This is a genomic window from Dehalococcoidia bacterium (genome assembly GCA_025054935.1).
GTDB lineage: Bacteria > Chloroflexota > Dehalococcoidia > SpSt-223 > SpSt-223 > JANWZD01.
Genome location: JANWZD010000009.1, coordinates 108510 through 131942, shown reverse-complemented (window position 1 = coordinate 131942; position 23433 = coordinate 108510). Strand labels below are relative to the sequence as shown.

Sequence of the window (23433 nt, the reverse complement as noted above, 5' to 3'; positions counted from 1 at the left end):
CGGCTGCGCGCCCTCGACGAAGCGACGCGGGCTGTCGCCGCGCTGCCCAGCGCCTGACCTGCCTGCGAACCCGCTCGCCGAAAGCGGCGCTCCGCCGAGAAGACGCCGTGAGGCGGAGGAAGACGGCGGCCGGCGGCAGACCACGCCGGAGACATTCCTCGCTCATCCCGGAGAGGACAAGCCGGCGGCGGCCCGCCACGGGCCAGGACGGACCACGCCGGAGACGTTCCTCGCTCATCCCGGAGAGCCTGAAAACAGCGCAGATCGTCTCTAGCGCGAAGCAGGCGAGCAGGAGGGAGCAAGCAGCTATAATGAGCGGACGCTCCCGGTGCGAACTGCTGGGAGCGAAAGGATGCGCCAACCGTGCCACGTCCCACCAATGCCGAACTGGCCGCGATGTTCGAGGAGATCGCCGACCTCCTCGAAATTCGGGGAGAGAACCCGTTCAAAGTTCGCGCCTACCGACGCGCCGCTGAGGCCCTCGAGCGGCTGCGCGTTCCTGCGGCGTCGCTTGACGAAGAGGCGCTGCGCGCCCTGCCGGGGATCGGAGAGGCGATCGCGGCCAAAATCATCGAGCGCAGCGAAACAGGCCGCTTGGCATTTCTCGACCGGCTGCACGAGGACGTGCCCGAGACGGTCCGCGAACTGACTCGGCTGCCAGGGATCGGGCCGAAGACCGCCGGCAAGCTGCTTGCGGCGGGGATCGTCTCGCGTCCCGCCCTTCAGGCGGCACTGGCCGATGCGCGGCTTGAGCAGCTTGTCGGCAAGACGACGGCAGAGCGGATCGCGCGCGGGCTGCTCGCCGTCGAGCCGGCAAGCAGCCGGTTCGACCTGCTGCGCGCAACTGCGGCGGCAACAACCGCGATCGAGGTCGTCTCTGCGCTGCCCGGGGTCCAGCGCGCTGAGCCGGCGGGCAGTCTTCGCCGCTTCGCCGAACGCGTGGGCGACGTCAATCTCGCCGTTGCCGCTGACCTGCCCGAGGCAGCGCGCGCGGCGCTGCTTGCTCAGCTGCCGGAGGCCGTTCCTTTCGACCCGCTCGGCGCGCGCTTCCCCCTCCACGGGCTCACCATCGCCGTCCGGTTCGCGCCGCCCGCCGCCTTTGGCTCGCTGTGGCAATGGTGGACGGGCAGCGCTGCGCACAACGAGGCCTTGGCCGCCCGCGCCCGCCACTGGGGCGTGCGCATTGGGCCGTTCGGCCTCGCCCCGCGCGACCGCGAGGGCTTTGCCGACGAGAGCGCGCTGTACGCTGCCCTTGGGCTCGCTTGGATCCCCCCGGAATTGCGCGAAGGTCGCGGCGAACTGGAGTGCGCTGCCGACGGGACGCTGCCCCGGCTCGTCGAGGTGACCGACCTGCAGGGCGACCTCCATGCCCACACCGATTGGTCGGACGGTTCAGACCCCCTCGAGCAGATGGCCGCCGGCGCGGCAGCGCAAGGGTATGCCTATTTAGCCATCACCGACCATTCGGGCGGCCGCGCCGTCGCGAACGGCCTGAGCGTTGAGCGCCTTCAAGAACAGATCGCCCGAGTGCAGCGCTACAACGAGGCGCATCCGGAAGGACCGCTCCTGCTCGCCGGCGCAGAAGTGGACATCCGCGCCGACGGCACACTCGACTACCCCGACGCGGTGCTGGAGCAGCTCGATGTCGTAGTCGCTTCGGTCCATTCGGCTATGGATCAGCCGCGCGAGAAGATGACCGCGCGGCTGATCGCGGCAGCGCGCCACCCCGCCGTTACCGTGATCGGCCACCTCACGGGCCGGCTGATCGGCCGGCGCGACCCCGTGGCGGTGGATGTTGAAGCGGTCCTGCGCGCCTGCGCAGAGAGCGGGACATGGGTGGAAATCAACGCGCATCCGGCGCGGCTCGACCTGAACGAGGAACATGCTCGGCTTGCGCACCAGCTTGGCGTGCCGCTTGTCATCGCCACCGATGCCCACAGCGCCGACCAGTTCAGCCTCGCCCGCTATGGCGTGGGCATCGCGCGGCGGGCGTGGCTTGGGCCAGAGGCGATCGTGAACACGCTGCCGACCGAGCGCTTTCTCGCGCGGCTGCGGGAGAAGCGGCGATGAGCAGGCTCTCCGAGCAGCCGCTTGCCGCCCGCGAAGACGGGCTGATCTGGGCGGGCGAGGGGCACGCTATCGAGCGGCTGCGGCAGGCGCTCGAGCGCGGGGAGCCGTGGTGGCCTGCGCTCCTCACCGCTATCCGGCGCTGGGACCGCGTCGAGGATGAGTACGACGGCCGGCGGTATCTGTTTCTTATCGACGGCGAAGCCTTCGACTGGCTGGCCCTTGTTGAGCGGTTCGTCGCCGAGCTTGGACCGCTCTTCCCGCTTGACGAAGTGGAGCAGCTGCTGTTCTACGGCGCCCCGCCGGGCGGGTTCGACGAGGCAGCGTTTCAAGAGGCGATCGGCCCCGCCAAATACCGGACCGTCCTGAACTATCACTACGGCGTCGTCGTCGAAGAGGCGCTCTGGCGCGCCGTGGAAGAGGAGGTAGCGAAAAGCTACATCACCGGCCTGACGCCGCACCGGCGCTTGCCCGAGGAGACAGCCGAGCGGATCTATGGGCTCCCCCTTTCCGAGCTGCTGGCGCGGTTCCGCGAGGATGCTGCCCTGCCCCCCGGCGAGCGCATCTCCTACCTCGATTGGAAACGGTTCACCTACTGGCGGTTCAAATTCCGGCTGCGGCAGAGCCATCGGGTCAAGGTGGCCGCCGACACGAAGCGCGGGCTCGACACGCTTGAGCGGCTGCGCGCCGAAGCGCTTTCCGGTCTGCGCAGCGACGAGGACCTGCCGCGCGACCCTGACCCAATCGAGCTCGCCCCGTGGCGCTTCCGCGTGGTGCGCTGAGCCCTCTCCCTGCCGCGGCTTCCTCCCGATGATCCGGATCATGCTTGCCGAGGACGACCCCGCCCAAGCGCTGCTCACGGAAATGGCGCTCAACGAGGTTGCGCCGGCGCATGAGCGCGTGGAAATTGCGCGCTTCGCCACCGGCCATGACGCACTTGCCGCTGTGAGCGGTCCCCCGCCGGACCTCGCCCTGCTCGATATCCGCCTGCCGGGCGCCTCAGGATTCGACGTGCTCGCGGCCATCCGTGCCGCGCCGGGCTGGAGCGAGGTCCCCGTGGTGATGCTCTCGATGGCTGATGACGAGAGAGACCGCCAGCGGGCTGCCTCGCTGGGCGCGAACGACTACATGGTCAAGCCGCTCGGGCTAGACGCCCTCGAAGCGCTGCTCCGCGGCGTGCTCGCGCGGTGGGTGATCCGCAGCTAGCTGGCGGGAGCCGCGGGAAGCCAAATCCGGATGGTGGTGCCGCGTCCCTCCCCGGGGCTCTCTGCCGCGATGACGCCCGCATGCTGCTCAACGATCTGGCGAGCGATGAACAAGCCGAGGCCGAGACCGGGAATTTGGGCAGCGGTGGCGTTGGAAGCGCGGCGATACGGCTCGAAGATAGTCTCTAAGGCATCGCTCGGCAGTCCGATCCCGTGATCGGTCACCGTGACAAGGAGCCCCGCCGCCTCGCGTCCTAGTCGAACAACGATGGGCGCGCCGGGGGGCGAGTACTTGACGGCGTTATCGAGGACATTGGTAAACACCTGCTCAAGGCGCGCAGGGTCCGCGAGAACGGGCCCGGTCTCATGCTCGGTGCAGACAAGCGTGACCCCGGCTGCTGCGTACCGGCGCACGAGACGGTCGAGCAGCTGGCCAAGGTCGATCGGTTCGAGCGCGACCGAAAGCTGGCCGGTTTGGCTGCGGGAGAGGTCGAGCAGGTCTTGGACGATCCGGGTCAACCGGTCGATCGACTCGTCGATCGAGCGCAGCCCCTCGCGCAGCCGGTCGGCGGTTAGGCGGCCGCTCTCCTCCAGCCGGCGGAGCAGCTGGGCGAGCCCTTTGATCCCGGCGAGCGGATTTTGGATCTCGTGGATCGCCATCGAGAGCAGGCGTTCGCGGGCGCGCAGCGCCTCGTCGGCGTGGCGCAGGGCGGCCGCGGCCTCGATGGCAACTGCGGCAGGGGCGGCCAGTTCTTGGGCAAGGTTCAGCTCTTCCTCGCCGTAGGGACAGCCGGGAGAGACACGCCCGCACATCAAGACGCCGCACGGCCGGTCGCCGGCAAGCAGCGGCACCGCCAGCAGTGCCGTCAGCCCCAGCTCCTCTGCTATGTCACGCGAGACAAGGCTGACGTGCGCGAGAACCTCTGCCCGGTCGTTCAGGAGCATTGGCTCGCCGCTCGCCAGCACGCGGCCGGTGATCCCTTCGCGCCGCACGTCCGGCGCCGCCCGGAAGGCCAACTGCAGCCGCTCAACGATTGAGGGAGCGAGGTCATGGGTGACCAGCATCGCCTGAGGAACTTGGTCTTCGAGGAACACTTGGACGGCAGCGAAGTCGCCGACGGCGGCGGCCGCGGCGTGCGCGAGCAGGTCGGCGATGACGGCGACATCGTGACGGCCGTCAGCAAGCGCGCGCGCTATCTCGACGACACGCTGCTGCCGGGCGCGGGTCCGCTGGAGGGCCGCCTCGGCCTCGGACGCCTGTCGCCGCGCTGCCGCGGCGCGCAGCGCGGTCTGCGCCGCGGCGATGAGCGAGAGATCAACCTGCGCCGCCGCCACAAGATAGCCATCGACCCCGGCCTCAACAAGCCCCCTCGCGTCCTGCTCCTCCCCGCCTTCGGCGACGACGATAACCGGAACGTCCGGCTGATGCTCGCGGGCGCGCGCGAGAATTCGCTGCCCATCGCCCCACGAGAGAGGAACCTCCGCAATGACAAGGTCAACGGGGTGCGTGAGGGCCTCCTCAAGCGCATCGGGATGCGTGACCCGGCGCACCTGCGCGTGGGGAAACGCCTGTCCGAGGGCGCGCGCGACAGCGAGCCGGTCGTTTGGACTGTCGTTGACGTGGAGAATGGTGAGCGAGGACACACGCTCCTCCCCTGCCCCAGCGAGGCGCCAAGGCAAGCATAGCAGCCGCCGGCGACATGACGCCTCCTTCCTTTCGCGGCAGGTCCGGGCTGTCTCGAGCATGCTGCCGAGCAGGCCTGCCTCGGAGCGATCTGATACAGTACTTCACAACGCGTGTTTGCTCTCGCAGGGAGGTCACGAGCAACATGGCCGCCGCGCCGCAGTTCGAAACCCCGGTCGATCTCAACCGGGAACGATTTCTCCAACAGCTGATCACGGGTCTCGGCTACCTCCACGAGAGCATGCTCGGCAGCGAGGTGGCGGGGGCATACATCATGACGGTGGGGCTGTCGATGGGTGCGGCGATTGAGGAGAGCTACAAGCAGTTCTGGGGGATCGACCGGCCGCTGACGCGCGAGGAGTATGCCCACGTGATTGTCGACCTCAAGCAGAAGATCGGCGGCAATTTCTCGCTCGTGTCGCTCGATGACGACAAGGTCGTCGTTCAAACGACAAGCTGCCCGTTCGATCAGATCGTGCGCCGGTCGCCGTCGCTCTGCTTCATGACGAGTTCAGTGTTTGGCGGGATCGCGGCGCGCAACTTCGGCTACGCCAAAGTCGTGCTGCATCGCCGGATCGCCCTCGGCGACCCTGGCTGTCTCGTCACGATCTACCTGAAGCGGACCCCGGAGGCAGAAGCGGCAGTGGGCAAGGAATATGCCCCCGACACAGAGCGAGCGAGTCCGGACATCGCCGTCCAGCTGCGGCTGATGGACCGGATCCGGCAGCTCCGGCACGCGCTTGCCGAGAGCGAAGCCCGGTGGGAGGCGGTCGCGCACGGCGCGGTCGAGGCGATCGGAGTGCTCGACCGCGCAGGGCGGCTCGTTTATGCCAATCCGAGCTGGCGCGACCTGCTCGGCGTAGAAGCCGGCGAACTGGTGGGAGACCGTCTCGACCGAGTAGCGCACCCGGAAGACCAAGCGCGGCTCGCCGCTGCGCTCGCTCGAGCCGGAGCGGGCGAGCGGGTAGTCGCCGAATCGTATCGCTTGCGCCATCGAAGCGGCAGCTACCGCGAGGTCGACCTGAGCGCCGGCCCCCTTCGCGACGAGGCAGGGCAGCTCAGCGGCGCTGTCGTCGTTCTCCACGACGTCACCGACGAGCGGCAAGCGGCGCGCATGAAGGAGCACTTGCTTGCTGCCGCCTCGCATGAGATGCGCACCCCGCTCGCCTCGATCCGCGCGAATGCCGAGCTGCTGAAGCGATCGCTGCAGCATCCTGCCGCCATCTCGGCCGAGCGGTTCGGCCGCGCAGTCGATATCATCCTGCGCGAAGCGGACCGCCTGACTGCGTTCGGGGCCGACCTCGTCGATGCCGCCCGCGCGCGCGAAGGCTCGCTTCGGCTCACCCGCGAACGGTTCGACCTCCGGACCGTGCTGGACGAGGTTGCGTCTCCGCCGGCTTTTGGCGGTGCGGCAGCGCCGACGGTCGCGGTCACGGCGCCGGAAGCGCCGGTGTGGGTCAACGCCGACCGTCGTCGGCTCCACCAAGCGCTGGACAACCTCGTTGCGAACGCGAGGAAATTCTCCCGCCCCGACCAGCCAGTGCAGGTCTCGGTTGCGGAGAGCGCGGACACGATTGTCCTGCGCGTTCGCGACAGCGGTATCGGAATCCCCGCGAGCGACCTCCCGCTCTTGACCACGCCGTTCTTCCGCGCCTCGAACGCGGCGGCGTCCTATCCCGGGCTCGGGCTCGGACTTTTCCTCAGCCGCGCCATCGTCGAAGCGCACGGCGGGACCCTCACTGTCGAGAGTGTCGAAGGCAGGGGCACGACCGTGACGATCACGCTGCCGCGCGAGGCGGGCTAACCGATGACGAAGACGGTGCTGGTGATTGAGGACGACGCGCCGCTGCGGCAAACGATCCAAGAAGTGCTCGAAATCGAGGGCTACCGCGTGGTGACGGCGGCCGACGGCGAGGAAGCGCTCGCGCAGCTTGACCGGGCCGCGCCAAACGTCATCCTGCTCGACCTGATGATGCCCCGGATGAACGGCTATCAGTTTGCCGCGGCCGTGGCGCGCCATCCGCGCTACGCCGCAATCCCGATCGTCCTGCTCACCGCCGACGGACGAGCGCCGGAGAAAGCGAGCGATATCAACGCGGCAGGATGGCTGAACAAGCCGTTCTCGATCGATGAGCTGACGCGCGTGATCGACGAGGCGGTTCGATAAGCGTATGGTGCGCTTGGCAGGCGCCCCGATCGCCGCGCGCATGCGCGCGGGTGATGAGGCGCTGCGCCGAACTCCTCTCGAACGGGGAACAGCCGGGTCGCAGGGGTGCCGCTGTCGCGCGGCTGAGCGGCGCTCTTCGCTGCTGACCGCCCAGCCGAGAGCTGCGCGGCGGGGCAGCTCCTTCCGTCAGCGTGCCCGCTCCCGACACTGGCCCTCTCGCCGCTCTAACGTGCCGCAGCGAGAGCGGAGCCGCTGCGCCGCGGACAATCCAGAGAAGTTTCATCCCGCCCGAGCACGACGCTTTCGCGGCAGCGCCAAGCGACGCTCAGCCCCCCGGCAGGCTGCCCTGCCCGCCCTCCGCGAGCGGGCAAGGAGATCCCGTCGGGTAACGGCACGGCTGCGCCAGTGAACGCAGCGGCAGCCGGCTGCTCTGCCCCACGAGCGGCCTCGCCCGCTCTGACAAGCCGCGGGGACCGCCACGGCAGGCATTTCCGCATGAGGTCGCCGCTGGCAGGGGAGAAGGAACGGGCGGACCACCGAGTATTCTCCTCGGCGCAGGCGTTCGCCGCCCTTCGGTCTTCGCGCGAGCGCGACGGCAATGCGTGCTCAGTCGTCGAACGGCTCGCCAGCAGGCCGGGTCTCGCCGGGGTTGATATCGGAAGTCGAACTGGGATGCCCGCCGCTCGGGACATGCGCGCTGGCCGGCGCGCCGCGGCTTGCCGTCCCGCTGCTCGCCCGCCGGCCGACCCCCTGCCGCAGAATATCTTTCATCTGGTCGCGCAGCTCGTTGATGCGCCGAGCGGTGGCGTTCACTTCCTCGAAGACCGACGCCTTGGCAGCGATCCCCTCATCGATCAGGTAGGCCGCCGCTTCAGACCGGGTCTTGAACACGCCCGCGGAGATGAGGGCGTCGATCGCTTCGATCGCCTTGTCATCGACCCGAACCGTGATGACATTGACGCGGGTGCCGATGCGGTTGATCCCCTCCTCGATCGTCCGCCCGATGCCCTGCAAGAGATCGCCAAGCTCGTTGATCGAGCGCTGCGGGTCGAAGCCGCCTCCTGGGTTGGAACTGTGCTGAGCCATCGCCTTCCTCCTTCCGGAGCATTGTAATTGCGTAACAGCGTAATCGCAAGGCGGAGCATCGCGCCTCTCTGCCGGATAGTCCCGGTTCGACGCCCTGAGCACGCCGGGGAGGACCGCCCGCAGCTTACTCCGCCGGCGGCCCGCCTTCCAGTTCGCGCTGGAGCGCAATCAACGCCGACCAGAGCGCGCTATAGCGGATACCGTCGGCGGGCGTATGGCGGAGAGCGGCATTGATGACTGCCTTGCTAGCCGCGAGCGCCGCGGGCGGCCGCGCAGCGATAGTCCGCGCCAAGTCCTTCGCGCGTGGCAGCAGTTCGGCGGAGGGGAAGACGCGATTGGCGAGCCCGATCCGATAGGCTTCCTCGCCCGAGAGGGGGGCGCCAGTCCACATCAGTTCTTTGGCGCGCGCCGCGCCGATGAGATGCGGCAGCCGTGTCGTTACGCCGGCGCCGCCGATGACGCCGAGATTTTTGAGATGCCAGTCGCTGATCTCGGCAGTGTCGGCGACGACGCGCAGGTCGCAGGCGAGGATCAGTTCGAGAGCGCCGGTGGTGCAAATGCCGTCGACAACGGCGATGCTCGGGATAGGCATCCGTTCGAGCCGAGCGAAGAGGGTGTGATAGATCGAACCGTGGCGGGGGCCGTCGTTCTGCGCGACTTCCCACGCCGACTCGAGGGCGCGCCGGACAAGGTCGTCCTTCGGCGAGAGCGGCTGGGCGCGCGCTTCGGTCAGGTCAGCGCCGGCGGAGAAGCAGGGGCGGCCGTCTGGTCGCGGCGCGCCGGTGATCAGCAGCACGCGCGCCTCTCGGTCGGCCTCGACGGCGGCGAACGCCTCGGCCAGCTCCTCGACCATGCGGCGCGAAATTGCGTTGAGGACGCGCGGCCGATTGAGCGTGATCAGGCGTAGCGGGCCGTCGCGTTCGAACAGGATGGTCTCCCAAGCCACAGCATTCCCTCCGGGGCGGCAGGATAGCGTCGGTCGCGGGGACGGCGACGCCCCGCGTCGTGCCAATAGTACGAGCGGGAAGACGCGCCGGCGCGGTCAGCGGCAGCGCGCGACCGGCGGGCGAGCGAGGGTCGGCAGCCCGCTCGGCACGGTGACGAGAATGCGCGTTCCGGCGTGAGGCCGGCTCTCGACGGCGAGCGTCCCGCCGAGCAGGGCGGCACGCTCCCGCATCCCGGTGATCCCGAAGCCGCCGCCTCCCGTCGCGCGGACTGCGTCCGGGTCGAAGCCGCGGCCGTCGTCGGCGACAGTGAGATGCAGCATCGGCCCCTCAGCCACGAGACGGATCGTCACCGCGCTGGGAGCAGCGTGCCGGACAGCATTGGCAAGCGCTTCTTGCGCAATGCGGTAGAGCCCCGCCTCGACGCGCGCAGGATAGCGGTCGAACGCGCCTTCGGCCTCGAAGCGGATAGGGATGCCGGTTTCCTGCGCTGTTGTCTGGGCGAGCTGCTGGAGAGCGCTGGGAAGGTCCAGCCCTTCGAGCGGGGCTGCGCGCAGATCTAGGAGCGAGCGCCGCGCTTCGTCGAGATTGGCGCGAGCGAGCTCGCCGGCGCGACGGACATGCTGACGCGCTTGATCGCTCGGGCCATCGCCGGCGCGGTCGAGCAGCGCATCGGCCGCTTCTAGGTGAAGGATGATCGCTGAAAGTCCTTGGGCGAGCGTGTCGTGGATCTCGCGCGCCAAGCGGGAGCGCTCTTCGGTCACGCCAGCCTGCTTGCTCGCTTCATAGAGACGCGCGTTATGGATCGCTGCCGCGACATGGGCGCCGAACAGCGCGATTGCGCGGCAGTCATCGTCGTCAAAGGGCGCGTCGGGCGGCGCGGCAAGGGCGAGAAAGCCGACATGCTGCCCGCGCACGATCAGTGGCTGGGCGACGAAGGTCCGGTCGGAGGCGGCGAGAACGCCGACTTTCGCGGAGTGGTCCGCCGGCAGAGCGACGACGCCGCGCGCGAGCGGTGAGGCCGCGCTCGCGACAAGCGCGCTGAACAGCGCATCATCGGCGTCCGTCCAATGTCGGCTCGCGAGACGCACTGGCCCATCGTCGCGGTTGAGAAAGACCGCTGCTCTCTGGACGGCGACGACGCGCGTGAGGCGGTCCAGGATTGTGCTCACGAGTTCATCGAGCTGCAGCGTCGAAGTGACCGCCGCGGCCGCCTCATTGACGGTAACGAGCCGAGCGGCGCTCGCCTCGAGGCGGGCGCGTCCTTCGGCAAGCGAGTCAGCCAGCTGGTTGATGGCGGCAGCAAGCGCCCCAACCTCGTCGTCGCCAAGCGGTGGCAGGCGCACCGTGAAATCGGACGCGGCGATCAAGCGCACGACGCGCGTGACCTCGCCTAGGCGGCGGCGCACTTGGCCGGTCAGCGCAGCCCCGCCCACCGCGCCGGCGAGGACTGCTGCGGCGATGGCCCCCGCGCTGAGGAGCAGCGTCGACCGCATCTGCTGGCGCGTCTGGGCGGTCCGGTCGAGCAGCTGCTGCTGTTCGAGGGCGGCATACTCGTCGAGCACAGCAAGCATCTCGGCAATCCGCTGCTGGCCGCTCTCCAGCCAGGCGAGCGGCGCGCCACGAGCGTGGGCTTGCTCGGCCTCGGCGGCGAGCTGGACGAGGGCGGCATGCAGGCGCTCGATCTGATCAAGCCGCTCCTGCGCCTCGGGAGGGGGGGCGAGCTCGCGGAGCCGGCGGAGGGCAGCATGGGACTGCTGCGCGCTGCGCTGCGCCGCGGCGATCGCGGTGAGCGCCTCCTCTTCTGCGGGGAGCAGCGCGGCACGGCGCAGCGCCTCCAACTGGCGGAGGGCATCGGCGCGAAGGACGTACACCTCGCCGGCGACCGCCCGCGCGCGGTCAGCATCGGGCATCGCCTGCGCGGTGACGATGTCGACGCTGGCAAGCGCGCCGAGCGCGACGGCAAGCGCGAGGATCGAACAGAGGGCGATGCCGAGGAGCAACCGCGCGCGCACCGAGGCTCGCCGGCGGAGGACCTGCGGGAAGAGCGGGGGAAACAGAGTCACGACCGCCGGACCAGTGGCGCAAGGGTCGACCCGGCGCGAGACCGGTTCAAGGGCGCCTTCGGGACGATGGCACAACTCCCGTTGCTGGCCGCTGCGGACGATGGCGCGGCAGCAGCCGAGCATTCCAAGTATAGCGGCCTGCGTCAGGAACGGCGGGCGCTCCGACGCGCGGAGAGCAGAGCGGCTATCCTTTACCGAGGCTCCCGCGAGGTGTCGGCATGTCCAAGGAAGCGCGCGCTACTCTGAACCGCTTTCTGATCGCGACTGCGCTGCTTGTGCTCCTTGCCGCGCTCATCCAAGAGCTGAGAACGCCCAAGGATCGCCGCACTTGGCACGGCACGGTGTTTGGGGTCGTTCCGTACGATTTTCGCCCGCCGAGCTTCGAGCAGGTGCGCCGCGCGTTCTGGAACCCGTCGGACCCGCGCATTCTGACGCCGCGCGCCGTCGGCGTCGGCTGGTCGGTGAACATTCCTGCGCTCGTCAAGGTGCTCCGCGACAATCGGCTCGTGAAGCGCGCCTAGCGGCAGGGGTTGTTCTCGCTGGCACCGCCTGCGGGGATCGCCTACGATCGGCTCGTGCTGCAGCTCCTTCCCGAAGACCGGCACTGGTGGTTTGCGAGCCGGACCCGCGCGCTCCAAGCGATCCTCGAACCGCACATTGCTGGCCGCAGCGGGCCGCTGCGCATCCTCGATGTCGGCTGCGGCGCCGGCAACATGGCGCACCATCTCGCTCAGTATGGCGAGGTGATCGGGTTCGACCCGCACCGGGGCGCCCTCGCCGTTGCCCGGGAGCGGAAGTGCATCGTTGTGCAGGCGGACGCCGCGGCGTTTCCCTTCCCGGAGAGCGCGTTTGACCTCGTGGCGGCGCTCGATGTCATCGAGCACTGCGACGACGATTTCGCTGTCCTCTGCGAGAGCCAGCGCGTGCTGCGTCCGGGCGGGCTGGTGGCGATCACGGTGCCGGCGTTTCAATGGCTGTGGACCTACAACGACACGATCAACCGGCATCGCCGGCGCTACACCGCCGAGCAGCTGCGGACGCGGCTGGAGGAAGCGGGCTTTGCGGTCCGCCGCCTGACCTACACCAACTGCCTGATCTTCCCGCTCGCGGCGCCGCTGCTGCTGGCGCGGGGCAGGCGGCCGACCCGCCGCCTCTCCGCCCCGATAACCGATGGGGCCTATCAGGTGGAGATGGAGCCGGCGTCGCCGCCTGTGAACCTCATCCTCGACGTCATCGGACGGCTCGAGGCGGTGCTCCTCCGTCGGTTCGACCTGCCGGTGGGCACGGGCCTCCTTGCCGTCGCGGAGCGGGCATCGTGAGCGCCACGACCGCGGAAGGGCTCGGCGTCGTCTATGAGCGGCTGATCCTGAACGATCTCCTCGAGCGGATCGACCGCCGCTTCCCGTTCGCGACGGTGCTGGAAGCACCGGTCTACGGCATGGCCGGTGTCGACGGCATCAACAGCGTTCGGCTAGCGCAGCTGGGCAAGCGCGTCACCCTCCTCGATGTTGACCGCGACCGGCTCGCCGAAATCCGAACCCACTGGGACAGCCTCGGGCTGCCGGTCGACCTCGTCTTTTGCAGCGACCCGCGCCGTCTCCCCTTCGCCGACCGCCGCTTCGACTTCGTCTGGAACTTCGCCGCGCTCTGGCACGTGCGAGGCGGGGCGGGCGCGCTCATCCGCGAGCTGGTTCGCGTCAGCCGAGACCTCGTCTTCATCGCAATGCCGAACCAGGCGCAGCTGGGCTATCTTCTCCGCAAGTACGCGATCGACAAGGAGTTCTTCGCGAAGGTCGATGAGCGGTGGGTGTCGGTGAGGCGGATCAAGCGGACGCTGCGCGAGGCGGGCTGCCGGATTGTCGAAGAAGGCGTGCTCGACGTGCCGCCGTGGCCGGACACCTGCATGCCGGCGAGCGAGTTTCTGCGCCGGGTCGGGCTGGGAGCGCTGCCGATCCGGTCGCGCTTCGAGGGCGACGGCTGGACGTGGTCGACGCTCGACTACTACGCCGGTCTCGCGCCGGGCGTGCGGGCGACGGTCGACAAGCTGGCACTGCTCGACCGCGCGCCGCTGCCGTGGCAGCTGAAGACCGTCTGGGCGCATCATCACTACGTGCTCGCTCGGCGGGAGGACTGACGATGCTGGAGATCCTGCCGCAGATCCCGCGGTATATGGCGATGCGGCGCGGCATTGGGCCGAAACTCCTGCCGCTCAATCTTGTCTTCGCCGTCACGTACCGCTGCAACTCGCGCTGCCAGAGCTGCAACATTTGGATGTACACCAAGAAGGCGTACGCGCCGCCGCCGGGCCAAGAGTGGCCGTACGATGCCTCGCAGCTCGAGACGCGGCCGGAACTGACGCTCGACGAGTTCAAGCGTGTCTTCGACAGCCTCGGTCGAGCGCCGTTCTACCTCACTTTCACCGGCGGCGAGCCGTTCCTGCGCGAGGATCTCGAAGAGATCGTGGTCGCGGCGTGGGAGCGCTGCCGGCCGAAGGTGATCACGATCCCGACGAGCGGGATGTACTGGAAGACGACGCCGGGGCGGGTCCACGCCATTGCCCGCGCCTGCCGCGATACCGAGGTGATCCTGAACATTTCGCTCGACGGCATCGGGGAGGAGCACGACCGGATCCGCGGCGTGCCGCGCAACTACGAACTGGCGCTGAAGACGTTCGAACGGCTGAAGGAGAACAAGCCGGACAATCTCGTCATCGGCCTCCACGCCGTTATTTCGAGCCTGAACGTCGACCGCGCGCTCGCGATCGTCGACCATCTGGAGTCGCTGGAGCCGGACAGCGTCATTACTGAGGTGGCAGAAGAGCGGCTGGAGATGGGCAACCGCAACAGCGGCATCACGCCCGACCCGGAGACGTATGGCCGCGTTGCCGCCGAACTGTCGCGCAAGGCGGCGCGGCGAAAGGCGCGCGGGTTTGCGCGGATAACGGCGGCGTTCCGCGCCGAGTATTACCAGCTTGCGGCGAAGGCGCTGCGCGAGGGGAAGCAGGCGCTGCCCTGCTATGCGGGAGTGGCGAGCGGGCATGTTGCGCCGGATGGGGATGTCTGGGCGTGCTGCGTGCGCGCCGAGCCGATCGGCAATGTGCGGGCGGTGGACTATGACTTCGGCCGGGTCTGGCGCGGCTATCTCGCCGACAAGATGCGCGCGAGCATCGCCGCCGGGGAGTGCGCCTGCCCTATGGCGAACGCCTTCTACACCACGATGCTGATGGACCCGAAAACGCTCGCCAAGGTCGCGGTCCGCGCTGCGCTCGGCTGACCTCCTTCGTCAGGGCGCCTAGGACTAGAGCGCAATTAAGGCATCAATCGAGAGCAGACTACATACCAAATCGATAAGGGATATCGAGATACATTCTTGTCTAGAGAAAGTCTAGGTCGCTCGACGGGGTCGAAACTAGAGGCGGTTCGCTCTGATACGACTCTTCTCCCTCCTGCACTACGATTGCCCCCTCTGCAACCAACGTCTTCAGAAACTCGAGGATCGGGAGCATGTCATTCCGAGTGGTACTAAGATAAACCCAGCTCCTTGCCCGAGTCACCGCGACAAAAAGCAAGTTGCGAATTCTCTCAACCGTTGCCCGAGGAAAAGAGGCAACAACTAAGCGAGGAAGGAAAACCGAGTCGAAAGTAAGGCCCTTAGCACTATGGATGGTTGTGATCTTTGGTTTATTTGAAGCAAAGTCAAGATTAGGAGCAACTTCAACATCGATGCCATTCGACTGCAAAGCCTGCGCAAATCCAAAAACCTGTCTTTTTAGGTGGAATAGTACCCCTATTTGCTGATTAGCAAGCAGCCGCTGACGCATTACTTCTATAAGACGTTGCTTTTCGGTTTGGAAACTTGCCGCAACATAAAGAAGTGGAGGCTCACGACCAATTTGTTCCGTGCGAAGCTGCCGGAGGTAATATTGACGCTCGCTTGGATCGCTAAGAAATTGAGCAGCTAAACGCGCAACATATGGCGAACAACGATAAGCATCGAGAAGAGAGACATTTTTCCGACGCAAGCCAAGTATAGAGAGAATTTCGGCTTCTGTGCTACCATGTTCATAAATCTGCTGCTTCTGGTCAAGACATACTGTCACATGACGCGCGATCCGTCGTATTATATCAAAACACAACGGGTCAAGATCTTGACCTTCGTCTACCAATATGAAGTCATACAGGGGAAGAGGGACGAAATTTGAACTAATCGCCTGCGAGACAGAGCGACGGATGGCATCAAAGTCAGGTCGACCGGCAGAGGTATTCCAAGGTACTCGTCGGCTAATATATTGCTCGTAAAACGTCTTACACCAATCGTCGAACGTAGTTACTGCGTTTTCCGGCAGACCGAGCAGATCAAGCGCCGAACGGATATAAGACTTCAAGACATTGGTATAAACTAGAATGAGAAACCGATCAGGCGAAGAGCCGATCCTTTTCTTCAGCTCTGCGGCACGATGAAGCAAAATTTGAGTCTTCCCAGAACCGGGAGCCCCAAAAATGACCTGGTGCCGGTCATGTGGCAGCTCGATGGCACGTATTTGCTCTGGAGTGAGTTCACGACGAGACAGTAACCAAATAGTCATAATCTTTGAAGTTTTGGCGCAATCTCAGGAAGAAGACCGCCTTGTTCTGCGCCTTGGAGATCTCCAACTCGCCTTCTTCTCCGCTTTTCTTCAGATATTGAATCAAGAAGCGCTTGGTTAGATACTGTCTTCGCCGCTGTCAGGAGCCAGTCTAGTTCCCAGTCACTTAGAGCACGAATCGGGCCAAACTGAACAATGGCCTCTTTAATTATACTCTCGGCTTCATCAATTTTACCTTGCTTTCTCAAGATTAGCGCATACAGAACCAAATAAGGAGGATCCTGTTCTATCGTAAGTGCTTCGCAAATAGTTTTTTCAGCAGCATCGATGTTAGCGCGATGGAACTGCGAGAGAGCCAAGTTGAACAAGGGCGTAGCCCAGGATGGCGACGCCTGAGAAGCTTCCCGATACATTCTCTCCTCTTGCTCCCAATCCCGCTTATACCCGTAGCGTATTCCCAAGAGATTCAGAATCGCTGCGTCCGGGCGCCCCTTAATCCTGAGAGCCTGCTTGAGATAATCGATAGATTTATCGATATGACCAAGTTCAAAATAATCTTCAGACAAATCAACTAGATTATCTGGAATTTCATTGCGGGGTACTTTCCCTACACGAAGCAGTTCTTCGCGCTCTTCTATCCGTTCGCGAATTTCATTCCGATCTGCAACTAAAGTCAACGGATTTTCGATTTGACAGAGAAAAGGTGACTTATTCGGCTGGTCTCGCAGAGAAAGCTCAAGTCTCAAACACTGATTCGTATCCATTTGAAATTTGAGACTCAAAGGATCACCTCGATTAACTGGACCACTTATGTCCCATATCGCAGTAAATAGCGGACGCTGATCCTCGCCAGAAACTAGCTCAACGCGAAGCGGAACCGAGTCAATAACCGAAGAAGCTGGCACAACAAGTTCCAGTCGTTCGGAGAACTGGTTTGGGCCCGGAAACGGCAATAAAGCACCTCTAGGTACTAGTTCGAGCAAGCCAGATGCAACTCGAATCGAAACGGTGTCAGATGCAACTGGAAGCACAAGACCACGCCCAAAGAGAGCAACAGATAGCGCATGATATGCAGCTCCACGCGCAACTGCCACTTGAGCAGACAATTGATCGGCATAAGTGAGGATTCTCGCCCTAGGCAAAAACATTTTGATCGACTCTACAACTTGAGGAATCAGACTACTCCCACCCACCATTAGACAGAGCGAGATTTGTTCACGATTAATCTCAGCCCTATCAAGAGCATCTTGCAACGGCGCAAAGATCGAACACGTCAAGTAATACTCTGTTTCGCGAGTATAGAGAAGATCTCTGTCGAGAAACGGCTTTAGTAGCTCGGCGAATCGCTTAGCGGACAATTGCGGCGAATGAATTTTTAGCGAGGGATAGCCGGGACACGGACAAGGCCACGCTCCAGAAAGGGTCTTAACTATTAAGTCCTTATCAGAACTCGGATGGCGATTAAATTGTTCTAGGCGCAATAATTCGGTACAAAGACCTATTTTTAAGGCCTCTGCAATACTTAGCAAGGCAGGTTCAAGATGTCGCTTTCTTTCGTCAAATTCGATCTTTTTCGGATCGATATTATTTTGCTCCAAAAGCTGCGGTATCAGCTCTTCATGGACAATAACGGAGTCGATATCCCCTCCTCCTAAGCGATGGTAGCGAGAAACGGAAATAGGAGCAACTTCAAGGTGACCTTCAAAGAATCTGACTCGAAAAATCGCAACATCACATGTTCCTCCACCAAAATCAAATACTAAGAGGTTTTTAGGCTGGTCCAATTCTGGCAACAAAGAATCGTGGTTCGACATCAAATAGTCGAGAAAGGCAGCTACTGGCTCGTCCAGAAGATCCCCCGGTTGCAAGGTTAATCCTGCAAGTTTAGCAGCAAGCAATGTGTCATTTCGTTGGGATAGCTGGAACGATGCTGGTACCGTTATCACCGTTCGAGCTATTGGCAGCGCATCCGCTGCCTCGACTTCGGTCTTTAGAAAAGCGAGGATCTTCGCTCCAATTTGTGCAGCGCTTTGGAAACCTTCGGGCGCCAGATGATAGGTACGTCGCGAACCGATATCATTCTTAGTTTCATAGAAGATATCTTTATTCCTACGAAGTTTCGGATCTGCTCGCAGTCTTTTCGCACCTTCTCCAACCCATGTCTGCGACCCGCGGATTGCCACTACTGAGGGGACAAGCACGTGAGTGTAGGGACCAGTATCGGTCGGCTGCTCGACTTCGAGGCAGCGCGCAATAGGCGGCTCGGCTTGGCCGGGTCTCCAGATGATTTCCGCAACCGTCGAGTTCGTCGTTCCTAAGTCAATACCAACGACACGAATAGGCGAACGAATGTTCTCAGGAATGCTCGTCGGTTGTATGAACTTCATCGGGATGGCGGTCTTGTCCATTTATTGAACCAAGAGAAGTTATTCGAGAAGTTATTCCAAGAATGTCATAAGTTAGACATGAAGGTCAACACCTAGCAGCGAACCAAGCATCTTAGAAGCCTGCCACGGGAGACCTTAAGGCGCTCCTTCCCCCGTGAGCAGCAAGCCGCCCTCCCTCCAGCCGAGAGCGGGGTATACTTCTGGCATGAGCCTGACGCGCGACGACGTCCTCCATGTGGCGCGGCTGGCGCGCCTCGGCCTCAGCGATGAGGAGGTCGAACGGATGCAGCGCCAGCTCAGCCTCATCCTCGAGCATTTCGAAATGCTGCGCCGCCTCGACACCGATGACGTGCCGCCGACCTTCCAAGTGTTCGCGGCCACGAACGTCTTCCGCGAGGACGAGCCGCGGCCGTCTTTCCCGGTCGAGGAGGTGCTGCAGAACGCGCCGCTGCGCGAGGGCGACTACTTCCGCGTTCGGGCCGTGCTCGAGGAATGAACGGGCGGCGCGACCAGATCGAGGAGATCATCCGCCTCATCCAAGAGCGGATGGAGGCCGCCGGCGTCCGCCGGGTGACCGACCTGCCGCGCTCCGACCAAGAGGAGCTGGTGCGGCTGCTTCAAGCAGCGCTCCAGAAACCAGCCGGCCGATGAGCAGCGAAGGACTGTTCCGCGAGATCCAGCGCTATCTCGACGCCCACGCCCGCAGCAGCGCCGAGGACGTCATGATCGAGGGCGGCATCCTCCTCGCTCTGCTCGTCAAGCGCGGCCTCACCACCCGCGACCGCGAGTTCGTCGTCCGCCCGACCGACAAAGACCGCCGCCGGCTGCTCCGCTACCTCCTCGACCCCGGCCTCGCCCCCAATCTCGCCTCCGCCGATATCGCCGGCGATTCGATCATCATCCGCCCGAACTGGCCGCGCCTCGCCGAGTATTTCGGCCAGACCCCGCGCCAGTTCCAAGACCTCCTCGCCAAGCGGTTTCGCAAGGTGCTCGACCGCAATTGGCCGACGATTCAGTATCTCTTGAGCAAAGACTAGTCCGCCCGCCTCGACCGAGGCCGGCACGGGAGCGCGAGCGTGGAGCTGTACGAGTTGACGATTGCTGAGGCGAGCGAGCGCCTCGCGCGGCGCGACATCTCCGCCGTCGAACTGACCCGGGCGCACCTCGACCGGATCGCCGCCGTCGAGCGCTACGTGCGCGCCTTTGTCACCGTCACCCCGGAGGTCGCCTTGGCCGCCGCCGCGGCGGCCGACCGTCGGCTTGCCGCCGGCGAGCGCGGCCCCCTGCTCGGCGTGCCGATGGCGCTGAAGGATGTCATCTCGACGCGCGGCATCCGCACCACCTGCTCCTCGAAGATGCTCGAGCACTTTGTCCCGATCTATGACGCGACCGTCGTCACGCGCCTGAACGCCGCCGGCGCCGTCCTCCTCGGCAAGACGAATATGGACGAGTTCGCGATGGGGTCCTCCTGCGAGAATTCCGCCTTCTTCCCGACGCACAACCCGTGGGACCTCGAGCGCGTGCCGGGCGGCTCGAGCGGAGGCTCAGCAGCGGCCGTGGCGGCCGGCGAAGCGATCTACAGCCTCGGCTCCGACACCGGCGGCAGCATCCGCCAGCCAGCCGCCCTCTGCGGCGTCGTCGGCCTGAAGCCGACCTACGGGCGCGTCAGCCGCTTCGGCCTCGTCGCCTTCGCCAGTTCGCTCGACCAGATCGGCCCCCTCGCCCGCACCGTCGAGGACGCCGCTATCGTCCTCACCGCCATCGCCGGCCGCGACCCGAACGACTCCACCTCCGCCGACGTGCCCGTGCCCGACTTCCGCGCCGCCCTCCACGGCGACCTGCGCGGACTGCGACTCGGCGTCCCGAAAGAGTATTTCGTCACCGGAATGCAGCCGGGCGTCGACGCGGCGCTGCGGGCGGCCATCCGCGAGCTCGAGGCGCTCGGCGCGACAGTCGACTGGGACGTCTCGCTCCCCCACACCGAATACGCGCTCGCCGTCTACTACCTTGTCGCGCCGTCTGAGGCGTCGGCCAACCTCGCCCGCTACGACGGCGTCAAATACGGCTTCTCGGCCGAGGCGCCGACCATGTGGGAGGAGATGGAGCGGACCCGCGGCCTCGGCTTCGGCCCAGAGGTGAAGCGGCGGATCATGCTCGGCACCTACGCCCTCTCCGCCGGCTACTACGACGCCTACTACCTCAAGGCGCAGAAGGTACGGACGCTGATCAAGCGCGACTTCGACGAGGCCTTCGCCCGCTACGACGCCCTCCTCGCCCCCACCTCGCCGACCGTCGCCTTCCGTCTTGGCGAGAAGCTGGACGACCCGCTCCAGATGTACCTGAGCGATGTCTGCACGCTGCCGATCAATATCGCCGGCGTGTGCGCCCTCTCGGTGCCCGCGGGGCTGAGCGAGGGGCTGCCGGTCGGCCTCCAGATCATCGGCAAACCGTTCGATGAGGCAACGATCCTGCGGATCGGCCACGCCTACCAGCAGGTAACCCGCTGGCACCTGCTCCGCCCAGCGCTCGCTGCCGCATAATTCGATCCACTAGCGCGGAGGCGGGAATACTGTCTCCACGCCGCTGCTTGGAGCCGCATGAAAGCGATCTTGAAAGCGATCGAACGCAATCCGCGCCTGACACCGGCTGAGATCGCGGTGATGACCGGCCAGACCGAAGAGGAGGTGGCCGCTGCCATCGCCCGCGCCGAGGCCGACCGCATCATCCTCGGCTACCGCACCGTCATCAACTGGGAGCGCGCCGGCGAGGACGAAGTCGCCGCCCTGATCGAGGTGCGCTGCGCCCCCCAGCGCGAAACCGGCTTCGACGCCGTCGCCCGCCGAATCTACCGCTATCCCGAGGTGCGCTCGGTCTGGCTCGTCTCCGGCACCTTCGACCTCGCTGTCATGGTCGTCGCCAAGTCGATGCGCGAGGTCAGCCTCTTCGTCTCGGAGCGGCTGGCAACGATCGACGCCGTTCAGGGAACCGCAACCTACTTCATCATGAAACGCTACAAAGAGGATGGCGCGATCCTCGACGGCGACGAGCCGACCGCCCATCGGCTCGCGGTCACCCCGTGAGCGGTCGGCGCTGGCCGCAGCTGCGCGGCGAGCAGATCGCGCCGGGCGTCCACTGGCTCCAGATCGCCGATGCCGCCTGGGAGACTAGCCTCGGCGCCCATGTCGTCATTGTCGGCAGCCCTAAGGAAGCGATCGTCATCGACAGCGCCTATGACCACGACGCGCCCGCCAGCTTCATCGCTGGCTATCTCGCGGGAATGGGCAACCCGACCGTGAAAGCGATCCTGCTCACGCATCACCACCGCGACCACAGCGGCGGCGCGGCCCGGCTGCGCGCCGCGACCGGCGCGCCGATCCTCTGTCACCCGCGCGAGGCGCCGCTTGTCGCTGAGGCGACTGCCGTTGACGGGGAGGACGGCCAGCCGGCGCTCCCGGGCACGGTCGTCGACGGAACGATCGAGGACGGCGCCGTGCTCACCGCCGGCGGCGTTGCCATCCGCGTCGTCCACACGCCCGGCCATTCTCCGGGCCATTGCTGCTTTTTCCTGCCGGAGAGCGGGCTGATGCTGACCGGCGACCTCGTCCTCGGCAACGCGACAACCTCCGTCAGCCCGCCGCACGGCGACATGGCCGACCTGCTGCGCTCGCTCACCCGGCTGCTCGACTTTCCAATGACGCTGATCGTGCCGGCGCACGGTCCGCTCGTCCGCGACCCCAGGGCGGCTGTGGCCGGGGTGATCGCCCACCGGCGCGCGCGCGAGGAGCAGGTGCTGGCCGCGCTCGGCGCGGGAGACGACCAGCCGGCCGCGATCGTGGCGCGGGTCTATCCGGCGCTCGAGGAGAAGCTGGTCGAGCTGGCCTGCCGTCAGGTAACGTCAATCTTGACCAAACTCGCCCGTGAGGGCCGCGTCGTCGCGGACGGCGAGGGGGAGGACCGCCGATGGCGACTCGCCTAGAGAGCATCGCCAACCGAAACCAGGTCGCCAAGCTGGTCAGCAGCATTCCGCCCTCGGGCATTCGCAAGTTCTTTGACCTGCTCGCCTCGCTCGACAACGTCATCTCGCTCGGCGTCGGCGAGCCGGACTTCGTCACGCCGTGGCACATCCGCGAAGCCGCGATGTACGGCCTCGAGCGCGGCGAAACGTCGTATACCTCGAACTACGGCCTAATTGAGCTGCGCGTCGAGATCGCCCGTCATCTCGAACGGCTGTACCAGGTGCGCTACGACCCGACCCGCGAGATCCTCGTCACGGTCGGCGTGAGCGAAGGTCTCGACCTTGCGATGCGGGCGATCCTCGACCCCGGCGACGAAGTGCTCTGCCCCGACCCGGGCTATGTCTCCTACCGGCCGTGCATCATGCTCGCCGGCGGAACGGTTGTGCCGGTGCCGACCACCTTCGCCAACGGCTTCAAGGTGCGCGCCGAGGAGATCGAGGAGCGGGTCACGCCGCGGACGAAGGCAATCCTGCTCGGCTATCCGAGCAACCCGACTGGAGCGGTGCTCTCCCGCGACGAGCTCGCCGCGATCGCCCGCGTCGCCGAGCGCCACGACCTGATCGTCGTCGCCGACGAGATCTACGACCGGCTCGTCTACGGGGTCGAACACACCTGCTTCAGCAGCCTGCCCGGCGCGCGTGACCGGACAATCCTGCTCGGCGGCTTTTCCAAGTCATACGCGATGACCGGCTGGCGTATCGGCTACGCCTGCGCTCGGCCCGACTTGATCGAAGCGATGATGAAGATCCACCAATACACCATGCTGTGCGCGCCAGTGATCGCGCAGATCGCCGCAATTGAGGCGCTGCGCTACGGCGAGCGCGATGTCCAAGCGATGGTAGAGGAATATGACCGGCGGCGGCGGGTGATGCTCGACGGCTTTCGCCGCCTCGGCCTCGACTGTTCCGAGCCGCGCGGCGCGTTTTATGTTTTCCCCTCGATCGCCCGAACCGGTCTCTCAAGCGAAGCGTTCGCCGAACGGCTGCTGAACGAAGAGCGCGTCGCGGTCGTCCCCGGCTCCGCCTTCGGCGAGCAGGGCGAGGGCCACATCCGCTGCTGCTACGCCACCTCGCTCGGCGAGATCGAAGAGGCTCTGCGCCGGATCGGCCGCTTTCTGGCGCGGCTGGAAGGGAAGAGCGGATGACTATGCCCGTCGCGACCGCGCGGGAGCCGCTGGCCGCTGTTCCCGGCCCAGCGAGACAAGCGGGAGCTTCGGCGCGGCAGCC

23 protein-coding genes are annotated in these 23433 nt (G+C 65.5%); 17 read left to right on the top strand and 6 right to left on the bottom strand.

Going from position 1 to position 23433, the window contains the following annotated elements; genetic code table 11:
- The 4 genes from NZ773_11100 to NZ773_11085 form a co-directional block, all read left to right on the top strand.
- On the top strand, positions 1–274 hold a 274-nt coding region (locus NZ773_11100; protein MCS6802471.1), incomplete at its 5' end, for a hypothetical protein.
- Positions 275–363: 89 nt separating this feature from the next.
- Positions 364–2070 carry a DNA polymerase/3'-5' exonuclease PolX gene (gene polX / locus NZ773_11095; GenBank protein ID MCS6802470.1) on the top strand — a complete coding sequence of 569 codons (1707 nt, stop codon included), beginning with the start codon at positions 364–366 and terminating at the stop codon, positions 2068–2070.
- Complete coding sequence (locus tag NZ773_11090) at positions 2067–2849, top strand: hypothetical protein (protein MCS6802469.1); 783 nt, start codon at positions 2067–2069, stop codon at positions 2847–2849. Before polX ends, NZ773_11090 begins: the two co-directional genes overlap by 4 nt.
- 28 nt (positions 2850–2877) lie before the next feature.
- The gene (locus NZ773_11085; GenBank protein ID MCS6802468.1) at positions 2878–3273 is read left to right on the top strand and encodes a response regulator; all 396 of its coding nucleotides are present in this window, start codon (positions 2878–2880) and stop codon (positions 3271–3273) included.
- On the opposite strand, the gene NZ773_11080 is transcribed toward NZ773_11085, so the two are convergent.
- Positions 3270–4916, bottom strand: a complete 1647-nt coding sequence (locus NZ773_11080; GenBank protein ID MCS6802467.1) for an ATP-binding protein — start codon at positions 4914–4916, stop codon at positions 3270–3272. The two genes, NZ773_11085 and NZ773_11080, sit on opposite strands and share 4 nt — an antisense overlap.
- Before the next feature lie 185 nt (positions 4917–5101).
- On the opposite strand from NZ773_11080, the gene NZ773_11075 reads away from it, so the two are divergent.
- Positions 5102–6760: an ATP-binding protein gene (locus tag NZ773_11075; GenBank protein ID MCS6802466.1), complete on the top strand. Its 1659-nt coding sequence runs from the start codon at positions 5102–5104 to the stop codon at positions 6758–6760.
- A gap of 3 nt (positions 6761–6763) precedes the next feature.
- Complete coding sequence (locus NZ773_11070) at positions 6764–7123, top strand: response regulator (protein ID MCS6802465.1); 360 nt, start codon at positions 6764–6766, stop codon at positions 7121–7123.
- A gap of 606 nt (positions 7124–7729) precedes the next feature.
- Here the strand turns inward: NZ773_11070 and NZ773_11065 are convergent.
- From NZ773_11065 to NZ773_11055, 3 genes are all read right to left on the bottom strand, one after another.
- A complete protein-coding gene (locus tag NZ773_11065) occupies positions 7730–8209 on the bottom strand; it encodes a ribbon-helix-helix domain-containing protein (protein ID MCS6802464.1) in 480 nt (159 codons plus the stop codon).
- Positions 8210–8333: 124 nt separating this feature from the next.
- On the bottom strand, positions 8334–9155 hold the full coding sequence (locus NZ773_11060) for an enoyl-CoA hydratase/isomerase family protein (GenBank protein ID MCS6802463.1): 822 nt from the start codon (positions 9153–9155) through the stop codon (positions 8334–8336).
- 96 nt (positions 9156–9251) lie between these two features.
- Positions 9252–11168, bottom strand: coding sequence for a histidine kinase (locus tag NZ773_11055; protein MCS6802462.1), 1917 nt, complete (start codon positions 11166–11168; stop codon positions 9252–9254).
- A 269-nt stretch (positions 11169–11437) separates the two neighbouring features.
- On the opposite strand from NZ773_11055, the gene NZ773_11050 reads away from it, so the two are divergent.
- Genes NZ773_11050 through NZ773_11035 form a run of 4 tightly spaced genes read left to right on the top strand, consistent with a single transcriptional unit; the run spans position 11438 to position 14492 of the window.
- Positions 11438–11740, top strand: a complete 303-nt coding sequence (locus NZ773_11050; GenBank protein ID MCS6802461.1) for a DUF5808 domain-containing protein — start codon at positions 11438–11440, stop codon at positions 11738–11740.
- Between the two features lie 54 nt (positions 11741–11794).
- Entirely contained in the window at positions 11795–12538 is a 744-nt protein-coding gene (locus tag NZ773_11045; GenBank protein ID MCS6802460.1) for a methyltransferase domain-containing protein, read from the top strand.
- Positions 12535–13353 (top strand): class I SAM-dependent methyltransferase, encoded by an 819-nt coding sequence (locus tag NZ773_11040; protein MCS6802459.1) that lies wholly within the window; start codon positions 12535–12537, stop codon positions 13351–13353. Before NZ773_11045 ends, NZ773_11040 begins: the two co-directional genes overlap by 4 nt.
- A 2-nt stretch (positions 13354–13355) precedes the next feature.
- Entirely contained in the window at positions 13356–14492 is a 1137-nt protein-coding gene (locus NZ773_11035; protein ID MCS6802458.1) for a radical SAM protein, read from the top strand.
- A gap of 100 nt (positions 14493–14592) precedes the next feature.
- Here the strand turns inward: NZ773_11035 and NZ773_11030 are convergent, their stop codons facing one another.
- Entirely contained in the window at positions 14593–15804 is a 1212-nt protein-coding gene (locus NZ773_11030; protein MCS6802457.1) for an AAA family ATPase, read from the bottom strand.
- Positions 15801–18212 (bottom strand): Hsp70 family protein, encoded by a 2412-nt coding sequence (locus NZ773_11025; GenBank protein ID MCS6802456.1) that lies wholly within the window; start codon positions 18210–18212, stop codon positions 15801–15803. Before NZ773_11025 ends, NZ773_11030 begins: the two co-directional genes overlap by 4 nt.
- 184 nt (positions 18213–18396) lie before the next feature.
- On the opposite strand from NZ773_11025, the gene gatC reads away from it, so the two are divergent.
- From gatC to NZ773_10990, 7 genes are read left to right on the top strand one after another with little or no spacing between them, the layout of a single operon-like run.
- Positions 18397–18687: an Asp-tRNA(Asn)/Glu-tRNA(Gln) amidotransferase subunit GatC gene (gene gatC / locus NZ773_11020; protein ID MCS6802455.1), complete on the top strand. Its 291-nt coding sequence runs from the start codon at positions 18397–18399 to the stop codon at positions 18685–18687.
- Positions 18684–18842 carry a hypothetical protein gene (locus tag NZ773_11015; GenBank protein ID MCS6802454.1) on the top strand — a complete coding sequence of 53 codons (159 nt, stop codon included), beginning with the start codon at positions 18684–18686 and terminating at the stop codon, positions 18840–18842. The genes gatC and NZ773_11015 overlap by 4 nt, the downstream gene beginning before the upstream one ends.
- Positions 18839–19228, top strand: coding sequence for a hypothetical protein (locus tag NZ773_11010; protein MCS6802453.1), 390 nt, complete (start codon positions 18839–18841; stop codon positions 19226–19228). Before NZ773_11015 ends, NZ773_11010 begins: the two co-directional genes overlap by 4 nt.
- Before the next feature lie 39 nt (positions 19229–19267).
- Positions 19268–20731 (top strand): Asp-tRNA(Asn)/Glu-tRNA(Gln) amidotransferase subunit GatA, encoded by a 1464-nt coding sequence (gene gatA, locus NZ773_11005; GenBank protein MCS6802452.1) that lies wholly within the window; start codon positions 19268–19270, stop codon positions 20729–20731.
- 57 nt (positions 20732–20788) lie between these two features.
- Complete coding sequence (locus NZ773_11000; protein ID MCS6802451.1) at positions 20789–21271, top strand: Lrp/AsnC family transcriptional regulator; 483 nt, start codon at positions 20789–20791, stop codon at positions 21269–21271.
- Positions 21268–22167 (top strand): MBL fold metallo-hydrolase, encoded by a 900-nt coding sequence (locus NZ773_10995; GenBank protein MCS6802450.1) that lies wholly within the window; start codon positions 21268–21270, stop codon positions 22165–22167. Before NZ773_11000 ends, NZ773_10995 begins: the two co-directional genes overlap by 4 nt.
- Complete coding sequence (locus tag NZ773_10990) at positions 22152–23351, top strand: aminotransferase class I/II-fold pyridoxal phosphate-dependent enzyme (GenBank protein MCS6802449.1); 1200 nt, start codon at positions 22152–22154, stop codon at positions 23349–23351. The genes NZ773_10995 and NZ773_10990 overlap by 16 nt, the downstream gene beginning before the upstream one ends.
- The last annotated feature ends 82 nt before the right edge of the window (positions 23352–23433 follow it).

Bases quoted from the DNA above. Each gene is read 5' to 3' on its own strand.
- NZ773_11000 (MCS6802451.1), top strand. From the start codon at position 20,789: ATGAAAGCGATCTTGAAAGCGATCGAACGCAATCCGCGCCTGACACCG.
- NZ773_11010 (MCS6802453.1), top strand. From the start codon at position 18,839: ATGAGCAGCGAAGGACTGTTCCGCGAGATCCAGCGCTATCTCGACGCC.
- NZ773_11065 (MCS6802464.1), bottom strand. From the start codon at position 8,209: ATGGCTCAGCACAGTTCCAACCCAGGAGGCGGCTTCGACCCGCAGCGC.
- NZ773_11085 (MCS6802468.1), top strand. From the start codon at position 2,878: ATGATCCGGATCATGCTTGCCGAGGACGACCCCGCCCAAGCGCTGCTC.
- gatC (MCS6802455.1), top strand. From the start codon at position 18,397: ATGAGCCTGACGCGCGACGACGTCCTCCATGTGGCGCGGCTGGCGCGC.
- NZ773_10990 (MCS6802449.1), top strand. From the start codon at position 22,152: ATGGCGACTCGCCTAGAGAGCATCGCCAACCGAAACCAGGTCGCCAAG.
- NZ773_11030 (MCS6802457.1), bottom strand. From the start codon at position 15,804: ATGACTATTTGGTTACTGTCTCGTCGTGAACTCACTCCAGAGCAAATA.
- NZ773_11015 (MCS6802454.1), top strand. From the start codon at position 18,684: ATGAACGGGCGGCGCGACCAGATCGAGGAGATCATCCGCCTCATCCAA.
- NZ773_11050 (MCS6802461.1), top strand. From the start codon at position 11,438: ATGTCCAAGGAAGCGCGCGCTACTCTGAACCGCTTTCTGATCGCGACT.
- NZ773_11025 (MCS6802456.1), bottom strand. From the start codon at position 18,212: ATGGACAAGACCGCCATCCCGATGAAGTTCATACAACCGACGAGCATT.
- NZ773_11090 (MCS6802469.1), top strand. From the start codon at position 2,067: ATGAGCAGGCTCTCCGAGCAGCCGCTTGCCGCCCGCGAAGACGGGCTG.
- NZ773_11035 (MCS6802458.1), top strand. From the start codon at position 13,356: ATGCTGGAGATCCTGCCGCAGATCCCGCGGTATATGGCGATGCGGCGC.
- NZ773_11075 (MCS6802466.1), top strand. From the start codon at position 5,102: ATGGCCGCCGCGCCGCAGTTCGAAACCCCGGTCGATCTCAACCGGGAA.
- NZ773_11070 (MCS6802465.1), top strand. From the start codon at position 6,764: ATGACGAAGACGGTGCTGGTGATTGAGGACGACGCGCCGCTGCGGCAA.